The sequence below is a fragment of the Paenibacillus sp. genome (assembly GCF_048976745.1).
GTDB lineage: Bacteria > Bacillota > Bacilli > Paenibacillales > Paenibacillaceae > Paenibacillus.
Genome location: NZ_JBHGUU010000024.1, coordinates 352,698 through 364,745, shown reverse-complemented (window position 1 = coordinate 364,745; position 12,048 = coordinate 352,698). Strand labels below are relative to the sequence as shown.

The 12,048-nt window shown below is 45.7% G+C and carries 8 protein-coding genes; 7 read left to right on the top strand and 1 reads right to left on the bottom strand.

Annotated features, from left to right (window positions below; genetic code table 11):
* The first annotated feature begins 335 nt into the window (after window positions 1-335).
* The 3 genes from ACE3K2_RS27510 to ACE3K2_RS27500 all read left to right on the top strand — a co-directional run bounded on the left by ACE3K2_RS27510 (window position 336) and on the right by ACE3K2_RS27500 (window position 3,164).
* Entirely contained in the window at window positions 336-992 is a 657-nt protein-coding gene (locus ACE3K2_RS27510) for a response regulator (protein WP_421897626.1), read from the top strand.
* A gap of 132 nt (window positions 993-1,124) precedes the next feature.
* Window positions 1,125-2,348, top strand: a complete 1,224-nt coding sequence (locus ACE3K2_RS27505) for a PLP-dependent aminotransferase family protein (RefSeq protein WP_338593042.1) — start codon at window positions 1,125-1,127, stop codon at window positions 2,346-2,348.
* Window positions 2,349-2,537: 189 nt separating this feature from the next.
* Window positions 2,538-3,164 carry an FMN-dependent NADH-azoreductase gene (locus ACE3K2_RS27500; protein WP_215076900.1) on the top strand — a complete coding sequence of 209 codons (627 nt, stop codon included), beginning with the start codon at window positions 2,538-2,540 and terminating at the stop codon, window positions 3,162-3,164.
* A gap of 113 nt (window positions 3,165-3,277) precedes the next feature.
* Here the strand turns inward: ACE3K2_RS27500 and ACE3K2_RS27495 are convergent, their stop codons facing one another.
* Entirely contained in the window at window positions 3,278-4,123 is an 846-nt protein-coding gene (locus ACE3K2_RS27495; protein WP_421897621.1) for a DUF2161 domain-containing phosphodiesterase, read from the bottom strand.
* A gap of 362 nt (window positions 4,124-4,485) precedes the next feature.
* On the opposite strand from ACE3K2_RS27495, the gene ACE3K2_RS27490 reads away from it, so the two are divergent.
* The 4 genes from ACE3K2_RS27490 (at window position 4,486) to ACE3K2_RS27475 (ending at window position 11,833) form a co-directional block, all read left to right on the top strand.
* A complete protein-coding gene (locus ACE3K2_RS27490; protein WP_421897618.1) occupies window positions 4,486-6,381 on the top strand; it encodes a PrkA family serine protein kinase in 1,896 nt (631 codons plus the stop codon).
* 241 nt (window positions 6,382-6,622) lie between these two features.
* Entirely contained in the window at window positions 6,623-7,630 is a 1,008-nt protein-coding gene (locus ACE3K2_RS27485) for a protoglobin domain-containing protein (protein WP_421897615.1), read from the top strand.
* Between the two features lie 129 nt (window positions 7,631-7,759).
* Window positions 7,760-8,764: a LacI family DNA-binding transcriptional regulator gene (locus ACE3K2_RS27480; protein WP_421897612.1), complete on the top strand. Its 1,005-nt coding sequence runs from the start codon at window positions 7,760-7,762 to the stop codon at window positions 8,762-8,764.
* 243 nt (window positions 8,765-9,007) lie between these two features.
* Window positions 9,008-11,833: an endo-1,4-beta-xylanase gene (locus ACE3K2_RS27475; RefSeq protein ID WP_421897609.1), complete on the top strand. Its 2,826-nt coding sequence runs from the start codon at window positions 9,008-9,010 to the stop codon at window positions 11,831-11,833.
* The last annotated feature ends 215 nt before the right edge of the window (window positions 11,834-12,048 follow it).

Genomic DNA, 12,048 nt, shown 5'->3' with positions numbered 1-12,048 from the left:
AAAGAGATTGCATCGGAAGGAAGTCCTAGGATACAATTTCTTATAGATGCAATAAGTAGGAACTTTGGGCAGGTTTTTCGACTTTTTTAGATAGAAATGCAGGAAGTTTATACTATATTTTGACCTTTCCGGGGATGGGAAGATGGACGTCATGGTGTTTTTATAACAAAATACGGTGAAAATAGAGCTTTTTTATCGGCTTCATCCTGTATTTTTCTGTTTTTCGACATAATCCGACCTATGCTTCGTCTATACTCGGACTGTCGCATAGACGATGGAATCATCATGACAGAAGCTAGAAGCTATTTGTCCAATACATAACAGGGGGAACAACAATGAAAAAAGTATGGCAGGTGGTCATCGTAGATATCCACCCCACCAGCATGCTCGGTACAAAATTGATTTTGGAAGAGCAGCAAGATCTGACGGTACGCGGCATGACTTCGACCGGGACAGAAGGGCTCGATCTGGTGAATATGTACCAGCCTGATCTGATTCTGATGGATTATCGTCTTCCAGAGGGACAGGCAGATCAATATATTGCCCAGATGAAGAATCTCTCAGCTCACAGTCACATCATCATTTTGACGGATGAAGACAATGTGAAGCTGTTTCGTCATCTGATGAGTCTTGGTGCAAGCGGCATGCTATCCAAACAGGCTTCCCCTAGCCAGCTGATTCATCTGATCTCTGGGTTACGTGAGGGCCATGTATCCATTCCATTGTCGTGGTTAAACAGTGCGGAGTGGGCGCAACCCGTGGAGTCTCCGACAGAAACACGTGTAATTGAATTAACAGAAACCGAAACTTTTATCATGGAAAGAATTGTTCAGGGTGTAACCTATGATAAAATAGCGAATGAGATCAACGTTAGTAGACGTTCCATTGATAATTATCTGCGTAAAATATACGTGAAGCTGGAAGTAAGTAGTAGAGCACAGGCCATCGAACGTTACGCCTTACATGCAAGACAAGTGAAGACGGGATCCTGACGAAACAGGTTTGTTTATAATCACAAACGTGTTGGTATGTTTCCGGTCATATTCGATGGCGAGCACGAATAGGTTGTAGGGCTGCGGACTGCGAGTACAGTTTCGGAATAGGGATGAAAGGGGAACGGATCGATGAAATATTTCTTTGCTTCCCGTACCAACAGGCTTTTGTCATCACCGCTGAGGGATATACGTGAGATGTCTGGCAGGGATTATTTCATTTCACTGGCAGAAGAATTGCCTGCGGAGGAGTTGTTTCCTTTCAAATTGTTGGAAGAAGCAGCGGTGTCTGTTTTTAGTTCAGGCCCCTCCGCATTGCAATATGGAGAGCCAGCAGGCTACACCCCCCTAAGAGAGTGGTTGAACAAAGACTGGAATGCACGCAAAGGCATACGAACGGTACCCGAGCAGATTCTGTTGACCACTGGTACCCAGCAGGCCATCGATCTCGTGATGCGTCTATTGCTTGAACCAGGAGATTCCGTACTGGTTGAACATCCCACATCTCCAGGCTGTCTTGAGGTCCTGGAGATGCAAGGAGCCAAGATTGTGCCCGTAATGGGTGATCGGGACGGCATACTGCCAGACCTTTTGGAGCAGCACATGCAGCAGGTTAGACCGAAGCTGCTTTTTGCTGCACCCAGTTTCTCAAATCCGACTGGTGCTTTGTGGAGTATGGAGCGGCGGGAGGCTGTTCTTGAGCTGTGTTCGCGCTATGGTGTACTGCTTGTCGAAGATGATTCTTACGGGGAGCTCCATTTCGATGGCCTTGAGCCAACGGAATTCTATCGTAAATACCCTTCACTCTTTGCACTGGATACTGCAGATCAGGGTGGACATGTTCTCTACATTGGTTCATTCAGCAAAACGGTAGCGCCCGCACTTCGAACCGGATGGGCCGCTGGACATCCGGCGCTGATTCAGGCGATGGCTTCCGTTAAACGTATTGCAGATGGTCAGTCCAGTCCGATGAATCAGCGGCTGTTGTATCAATTGCTTGCCCATTCTCCTTTTCGTTGGAGTGATCATCTATCCATGTTGAATCGGGAGTATAAGACACGTCTCAAACTGATGCTTGAACTGTTGAAGAGACCGGGCTGGAAAGGGTGTCAGTACAACATCCCTGAGGGTGGAATGTATCTGTGGGTACAGTTGCCGGAAGGATTGGATAGTGGCGCTCTGCTTAAGGCTGCTCTGCCCAAAGGTGTATCTTTTCTTCCTGGATCGTTATGCTCCACAGGTGTGCAGGATCAACGTTACATTCGATTGAACTTTAGCCATCCGGGCCGGGATGAACTGCTGCTCGGCATGAACTTAATTAGTGAAGCCATTTCCGAATTTACGGCTCGTAGCTAAGTCAGATCAAAAATAGATTATAGGCAAAATTAAAATTGGTTCATGACCAAAGTGATTACGTTATTGCATCCACTAACATTTTTATATATAATATGAATTAATGAGTTGTTGATTTCTTTATATAAGCTACAATGGTGGCCAGTTCAGAAAAAGCACTCATATATTTTATCTAACGGGGGAAAATTCAACATGTCTAATATTTTATTCGTTAAAGCAAATGACCGTCCTGCAGATCAAGCAGTCAGCGTTAAATTGTACGATGCATTCTTGAGCGCATACAAAGAGTCCCACCCAGGTGACACAGTTACTGAGCTGGATCTCTACAATACAGAATTCCCATTCTATGGTAACACTGCAATCACTGGTACTTACAAAGCGGCTAACGGTTTTGAACTGACAGCTGACGAGCAAAAAGCAGCTTCACTTGCAGCACAATTGCAAGATCAATTCCTGGCAGCTGACAAAGTGGTATTTGCATTCCCACTGTGGAACTTCACTGTTCCAGCTCCATTGGTAAACTACATTGCTTACCTGAGCCAAGCTGGTAAAACATTCAAATACACTGCTGAAGGTCCTGTAGGACTTGCTGGCGACAAAAAAGTAGCTTTGCTTAACGCACGTGGTGGCGTATATTCCGAAGGCCCAATGGCAGCTGCTGAAATGTCCCTGAACTTCCTGAAAACTGTTCTCGGCTTGTGGGGTATTCAAAACCCAGAAGTAGTTATCGTTGAAGGACATAACGCTTCTGCAGATCGTGCTGAAGAAATTGTTACTGCAGGTCTGAAATTGGCTTCCGAAGTAGCAGCAAGCTTCTAATAGCCTTCTTCTATATAGAACACACCAAAACACCTGTTGTCTCCACTGGAGATGACAGGTGTTTTTTTTTGCCTTTTCATTTTTTCGCATCCGTTACTTCAAGTGATTCCTTATCAGATATGGCCTGTATTTTTCAGGTATTGCTCCGCTGTTTCAGCGATGTGTGCAAGATCGTTCTTATGTTCAGCAGATACAGAATACGTGACATCAAGTTCATTAATGGTTCGTTCAAACATATCATTATCCTCAAGCATGTGTGCATGCTCGGTTAACGCCTGTACTCCCTTAATGGTCAGAATGTATTTCCCGCGGGAGAGACGCTCAAACCAGCCATAATAATTCTTTTGCAGAATCGCCGCGGCAGAACCTACACCGGTCTGTCTGGCAAGGGTTGCGGGAGAGGCTTCTCCGTTCGTTCGCAGAGCGGATGCGACTCGTAAGGCCTTCTCACGATATGCGGTGACCAGCTGTTTGCGTGTGCTGCCTCCGGTATTGTAATCTCCGCTGCGTTCGTCGAATTCCTTAAGCAAGCGTTTACGTCGAACCCCGCTTTTGCGGGCAACCTGATTGCGGTCCGTGAGGGGGATTGGGGCTGAGGGCTCGCACAATACATCAATCAGGGGAGCTTTGGTTTTGTAAAATGTGACCGTTAGCAGTCCCAGACCGAGTTGTCTGCACAATGCAGTCAGTTCGCTCCAGCGTTGGTTCACAGCTCCACGTTTGCTGCGATTGCGCTCAACGGCCAAATACACAAACGGGCTAAGCTTTAAGCGCTGCATGCCCTGCAACAACAGGGAGAGGTTAAATGTTTTTTTCATCTCCACAATCAGTGGTTCCTCCTGGTCCGATCTGACCCCTACGAGGTCACAATGTCTGACTTCCGCCTTCACATCGAAGCCACGCTGCTCGAAGAAAGCCTTCACAGGCGAATATAATTCGGATTCGTATTGCACTGCCATCGTTTGTGCTCCTTTCCTAAAGTGGCCTGGGATCTGGCCATGCATTGTCCGGTTTCCTAAATTTAGAACCCTCATTATATCATATTCGTTCTTTTTTTTCTGAAGGCACAAGATGTCTGATAGAACAGGGAAAAGCCAAAATTCGAAGCCGTGGATTGAAAAAAAGAGGTCAACTTATCCGAATTGCCGCATAGGTATGTAATACACTTTTCACAACAATACAAGATGTTTGGACAGAGGGTGGCGGAACTACACAGGACCGCAAGATTGGTATTCAAGCAGGAGCCGCAATTCTATTGATTTCTTCATACCATTCGGAATGGTTGACAATCACACTAAAGGAGCCATGGGAGGTACCAAGCATGAATATTTTTGAACGCGTTGCGGAACATCGGGCAGAGAGTGACCGTTTGACATGGAACGGAACATTTGAAGATTATATCGAACTGCTGAGAGAGGACCCGACTCCGGCAATGACGGCTCACGCCAGAGTGTATGAAATGATTGAATCGTTTGGCGTTGAAGAAGTAGGTGGGCATAAGCGGTACAAGTTTTTTGAGCAGGAGATCTTTGGACTGGATCGATCCATTGAAAAGTTGGTTGAGGAATACTTTCACTCAGCAGCACGCCGTCTGGATGTACGTAAGCGGATATTGCTGCTTATGGGTCCCGTAAGTGGAGGTAAATCAACGTTGGTTACTTTGCTGAAGCGGGGTCTTGAACAGTTTTCGCGGACAGAGAAAGGTGCCATATACGCCATTGATGGATGCCCGATGCATGAGGAGCCACTGCATCTGATTCCATTGGAGCTTCGTCCTGAAGTGGAAAAGGAAATTGGCGTCCGCATCGAGGGAAACCTTTGCCCATCTTGCCAAATGAGACTTCGTACCGAATATGACGGTGATATCAGCAAGGTGCCGGTGGAGCGGGTTATTGTTTCCGAAGATAATCGGGTGGGGATAGGAACGTTCAGTCCATCCGATCCAAAATCGCAGGATATTGCCGATCTGACCGGTAGCATTGACTTCTCCACCATTACCGAGTTTGGTTCCGAATCCGATCCACGTGCCTATCGTTTTGATGGGGAGTTGAACAAGGCGAACCGCGGATTGATGGAGTTCCAGGAGATGTTGAAATGTGATGAGAAATTCCTGTGGAATCTATTGTCACTCACACAGGAGGGGAATTTCAAAGCAGGACGCTTCGCCTTAATCAGTGCGGATGAGATGATTGTGGCGCATACGAATGAATCGGAGTATAAGTCATTTATCTCGAACAAGAAAAATGAGGCACTGCAATCCCGGATGATTGTCATGCCGATTCCGTACAACTTGAAAGTATCCGAGGAAGAGAAAATCTATGCCAAGCTCATTCAGCAAAGTGACATGAAGCATGTTCATATTGCACCGCATGCATTGCGGACTGCAGCTATTTTTTCCATACTTACCCGCTTGAAGGAAACGAAGAAACAAGGCATGGATCTCGTTAAAAAAATGCGGATGTATGATGGTGAGGAAGTGGAAGGATATAAAGAAGCCGATCTGCGCGAGATGCAAAATGAGTATCTGGATGAAGGGATGTCCGGCATTGACCCGCGGTACGTCATCAACCGAATCTCCAGTGCTTTGATCAAGCAAAATCTTCAGTGCATTAACGCGTTGGACATTCTGCGGGCCATCAAAGACGGTCTGGACCAACATGCTTCGATTACGAAAGAAGAGCGGGAGCGTTATCTGAATTTCATTGCTCTTGCACGCAAGGAGTATGACGAACTGGCCAAGAAGGAAGTACAGAAAGCATTTGTGTATTCATTCGAGGAGTCGGCAAGAACACTATTCGAGAATTACCTGGATAACATTGAAGCATTCTGCAACTGGTCCAAAATTCGTGACCCGCTCACAGATGAAGAAATGGACCCGGATGAGCGTTTGATGCGTTCCATCGAGGAGCAGATCGGGATCTCCGAGAATGCAAAGAAAGCGTTCAGGGAAGAGATATTAATCCGAATCTCGGCTTACTCCCGTAAGGAGCGCAAATTCGAGTACAGCAGCCATGACCGTCTGCGTGAAGCGATTGAGAAGAAGTTGTTTACAGATCTGAAAGACATCGTTAAGATTACAACCTCAACCAAAACACCGGATGCAACCCAATTGAAACGAATGAATGAAGTGATCAAACGCTTAATTGAAGAACACGGATATACCGCAGCCAGCGCCAATGAATTGCTACGTTATGTGGGCAGTCTGCTTAATCGCTAATTGGCAACGAACCATTCCGAATCAGGCTTCTGATGTCTGCTGTGAGGCTCCTTCACAGCAGAGTCAGGGCCTTTTTAGTTCAATGAGCATCTTATTAATCTAAAATGCTGACAAATAAGGTTAATTTTAAAGAGAAATAGTTCTAATGGTATATGTATGTTTAGGTATTTTAGTCTATAATCAATACATATATTTACAATTTAAAGTAATGGTGTTTATTAAGGAGCTGACTGAACCAGATATGAGCAGTATTTCCGCAACAAGACAGAAGCAACTTGATTACATGGGATTAACCGCAGGAGATCTAACACTGCTTGCCGACCATCGGCCTGTTTTTAAAAAAGTTGTTAATGAAGTCGTGGACCATTTCTACAATCATGTGGGAAATTATCCTGATCTGGTAGATCTGATCGCAAGATTTTCTTCCATTGATCGTTTAAAAGAGACGCAGAAGATGTACTGGTTATCGATGACGGATGGAATCGTGGACGACGCATATATTGAGCAACGCATTGCGATTGGGCTTGTTCATTCCCGTATTGGCCTGTCCGAAGATTATTATCTGGGTACCTATATGGTATACCTTGATATTGCAACGAGCATATTCCAGCAGGTTATCCCTGATTCTTGGCATCTTGTCATTCAGGCGCTCAGTAAAATGTTTAATCTGGATTCACAGCTTGTCCTTGAGGCATATGAGAAGAAAGAAAAAGAAAAATTATCTCAGCTTGCTGATGATCAACAACATACCTTGCAGGCGATCACGCAAATTACCCAAGAGCTTACAGGCATGATTAGTGAACTGAATGAAAATGCTCTAGCCATCTCCAATGTAGCCAAAGAAACAGCTGCTTCCCAGGATCAGGCTCAAGTTCTGCTCACGGAATTGACGGGAGAGATCCAGCAGATTGGAAAAATGGGTGAACTCATTCGCGAGATATCGGATCAAAGTCATCTTGTCGGTCTGAATGCAGCGATTGAAGCTGCCCATGCAGGAGAGTTCGGCCGTGGCTTTGAAGTCGTTGCCAGTGAGGTACGCAAGCTTGCAGCCAGTTCCCGGGATGCCCAAGGTAAAATTCAGTCTAATCTGGAGCAGATCATGAAGAAACTGAGCAATGTGCAGCAGGAGTCGGATCATACATCTCGCGGAGCACGTAGCCAAGCTTCACGCTCGGCTGAACTCGCTGTATTTGCAACAACAATGGAGAAACTGTCTCTGGATTTGAAGAATCTGGAACAGCAGGAATAGAGGTTAAAAGCATTAGGAACCTTCCATACCGTTTCAGGCTGTTTTAAGCTATAATGGGTAGACAAACCTGCCGATGTTATAGAAAATGCAGCCGGAGACAGGGGATTTGAAAGAGGTTGAGGTGATCAGATGGCTTCTATCCATGATGTAGCCAAGGAAGCGGGAGTATCTGTTGCAACCGTTTCCAAAGTGATAAACGATTATCCTGATGTAAGTGAAAAAACACGCAAAAAAGTCAATATAGCCATCGAATTATTGAAATATCAACCCAATGTGGTCGCACGTGGACTTGTAAAACGCCGTTCATGGACGGTAGGCGTATTGTTGACGGTTCCATTTACAAATCCTTTTGTGTCAGAGTTGCTGGAAGGGATCAAGACTGCACTGGAGAACAGTGGATATGATCTGGTTCGGTTGTCTACTCGATTCGATGATCCGGCGTACTCATTCATCAAACATTGCCGAAGTCGTAATGTGGATGGCGTTGTGGTATTTGGTGAAGGCAGAGAAAACGCGAGTATTCAGGAACTGGTGGATGCAGAGATTCCAACAATGTTTATTGATACGGATATGTTGGGCAAGCGTGCCGGTTACATTACTACGGATAACGCGAACGGGATCTCGATGAGTGTCAAACATCTGCATGAGCTTGGGCACCGGAAAATTGCCTATATCTCAGGGACACTTGGCCCTGCCGTAGCTAATCTGAGATTGGAAGGATATCGGGAAGGGCTGCGAGAATGTGGCATTCCGTATTCTACAGTATATCTGGAGGTCTGCGATTATTCATTCGACGGGGGAAGCAAGGCTGCCCGGCGATTGCTGGCACTTGAGGATCAACCAACGGGGATTGTCTGTGCATCAGACATGTCTGCCTTTGGAGCGATTCATGAAATTGAAAAGCATGGACTGAGTGTGCCAGAAGATATCTCGGTTGTCGGATTCGACAACACCTATTATGCGGAGGTGTTTAAACCCGGGCTGACGACGGTGAATCAGAATATCTATTCCATTGGCATTAAGTCCATCGAATATCTGATTGCCATGATTGAGAATCCGGCTTATTCTCCTCCTGTTGTGACGGAACCATCCAATCTGGTGATCCGTCAGACGACAGCACCTTTAAAAGTCTAAAGAAGTTGACACGGAGCACAGCTAATAAGCTGTGCTTTTTGGCGTTCTATATGATTAAGAAGATTTTAGAATAAGTCCTATAGTTTAACGGGTAAACAAAGTTTGATGGCAATCGTATAATGAAAGTGCTTACAATTTCTGTTGAATACGTCTATTTAATCCTGCACAACGATCTTGTAAAGGGCTGGCGCATGACAGAACAAAGGTTAATCTTCACTAACAACCAACCAAGGAGGAGATCGGATGCATTTGAGAAAATGGTGGGGCTTGTGCTTGTCGGCTGTATTGATCCTCAGTTTGTTCCCAAGTGTGGGAACAGGAGGGGCACGTGCTCAAGCGGCAGCAGACGTTAAAACTGGGGATAATGAAGTACTGTTTGAGGCTAATTTTGAAGATGGTGTGTTGGGACAATGGCGTGCACGTGCGAGTGAAAAGCTTGATATCGTAACGCAAGTAGGTCACGACAGCACACGCAGTCTCAGAACCTCTTCCCGTACCGAAACGTTCCATGGACCATTAATTGAAGTCATAGACCATGTACAGAAGGGCAGCACGGTTCATATTTCGTTTTGGGCCATGTATGATGAAGGACCTGATAGTCAGGTCATTAACGGTTCACTGGAGAAAGAGTACAATAACGATGCTTCAAGTCGTGAATATGCTACGTTTGCCTCTGCAACGCTGAACAAAGGACAATGGAAAAAAATCGAGGCGGATGTGGTGATTCCCGGAGAAAATAGTGGCATCACCGGATTCCGGATCTATGCAGAGACTCCATGGAAGACGTCAGCGGAAGTGACGCCGGACGATACGATTACCTTTTACGTGGATGATGTTCTGATTACGGAAGCCGAAAAAATTGAAATTGAGCCGAACATTCCGAATCTCGTGGATGTTGTGGGACAAGATTATGCAATGGGAGCGGCAATCGACCAGTCTGCACTGGATGCGGAAGATCCGCATTCCCAGTTGTTGACGAAACATTTTAATAGTATTACAGCCGGTAATTTTATGAAAATGGATGCGATGCAACCAAAGGAAGGGCAGTTTGTCTGGTCAGAGGCGGATCGTCTGGTGAACTTCGCCGAAGCCAATGACATGGAGGTAAGAGGTCATACGCTGTTATGGCATAGTCAGGTGCCGGACTGGTTCTTTACCGATCCGAATGATGCTTCCAAACCTGCCACGCGGGAACAGTTGCTTGCACGGATGAAAACTCATATTCAGACCATCGTGACTCGTTACAAAGGAAAGGTTCATACATGGGATGTCGTCAATGAAGTCATCTCAGATGGAGGCGGCTTGCGGAATGGGGCCAGTAATTCCAAGTGGAGAGATATTATTGGGGATGTGGACGGTGATGGGGATGACAGTGATTACATTGAGCTGGCTTTCCGTTATGCCCGTGAGGCTGACCCCGATGCTGTACTGGTGATTAATGACTATGGAATGGAGGGCAATGGAAACAAGGTAAATGATATGGTGAAGCTTGTAGAGAAGCTGCTTGCCAAAGGAACACCGATTGATGCCGTTGGATTCCAGATGCATGTGTCCATGTACGGACCGGATGTAAAGCTCATTCGTGAGGCTTTTGAGAAAGTGATTGCTCTTGGTGTGAATGTACAGGTTACAGAGCTGGACGTTTCGATCTATTCAAGTAATTCTGAACTGGAGATGCCTGTCACAGATGAATTAATGTTGCAACAAGCTTATCGTTATCGTGAATTGTTTGACCTGTTCGACGAGTTGGGAAAACGCGGCGTAATGGACAGTGTTACAGTATGGGGACTTGCGGATGATGGGACATGGCTTGATAATCATCCAGTCAAAGGACGCAAAGATGCACCATTGTTATTTGATCGTAAATTAAAAGCAAAACCGGCCTATTGGGCACTGGTGGACGCTACCACACTCCCAATATATCGTAATGAGTGGACAGCATTAAAGGCCGGCCCTGCTTTCCCGGATCACAAAGGAAAGCAAGATATTCTTTGGGGTGCTGTGAAAGGACTTGAAATTAATCATCTTGCAGATGGTACATCCGCAGTTACGGGTGAGGCTCGTGTGATGTGGGATGCCAAAAAGGTGAATTTACGAGTGGAGGTGAAGGATACCACACGTCGTAAAGGTGATCAGGTGCAGGTTTTCCTCGCGGAAGAAGTTAAGGGTACGAGTGATGCAACTTCTGAAGCTGATCTATCTGCCAAAAAGAAAAATCCGCCGACTTCAATTGGTCAATATACGTTCAAACGGGATGGCAGTAAAGGCAAGGATAAAAATGTTTACAACGTACAGGAGACCAAAACAGGTTATGTTGTATACGCATCACTGCCTATGTCAGCTGCTTTACTTACCGAAGGCCAGATTTTGTCTCTGGATTTTCGGATCACGGATGAATATGCGGCTGGAAAGACAGCTGCGATTGTATGGAATGATATTTCCAATCAGCAGCCTGACAAACCAGCCAACCGCGGGAAACTGAAGCTGGGTTCTGTTTTGAAACAAACCAAGGTCACTTATGGTAAACCTGTAATTGATGCGAAAAAGGATGACATCTGGAAAAAGGCTGCATCTGTTAAAACGGATGTCTGGGTCATCGGAAACTCAGGTGCAACGGCGACTGCACAGCTGTTGTGGGATGAGAAATACCTCTACGTATTGGCAGATGTGAAAGATCCTCTGCGAAGCAAATTAAGTTCTAATGCGCATGAGCAGGATTCAATCGAGATTTTTATTGACCAGAACAAAGACCAAACAACGTTCTATCAGGAGGATGACGCCCAGTACCGGGTTAATTTTGATAATGAGACTTCTTTTGGAGGAAATGCACGGAAAGAAAGCTTCAAATCAGCTACCCGATTAACAAGCGGAGGGTATACAGTTGAAGTGGCAATCCCGCTAGATAGCGTTCGTGCTGATGGGCAAAGATGGATTGGATTCGATCTTCAAGTTAATGATGATGGCGCGGGAGATGGCAAGCGAAGCAGTGTGTCCATCTGGAGTGATTCATCCGGTAATTCGTATCAAGATACGTCCGGTTTTGGCAGTCTGTTCCTGACTCGCAAATAGAATATTCAGCTGTATATTAGAATGTGAGAATGTCAGCTATTCAACATCGAATATCTGGAAATAAGTGTTGATTTTACAGGCTGGGACGTTTAGACTATATACATTCAAATAAACGGGTTCCAATGTATGGCAACGGCTTCAACGAAGTCTGTGGTCAAGAGTCAAATGATGCGGAGGGAGTGCCTGTCATCCAGACAGCGCACTCGCTTCTTTTT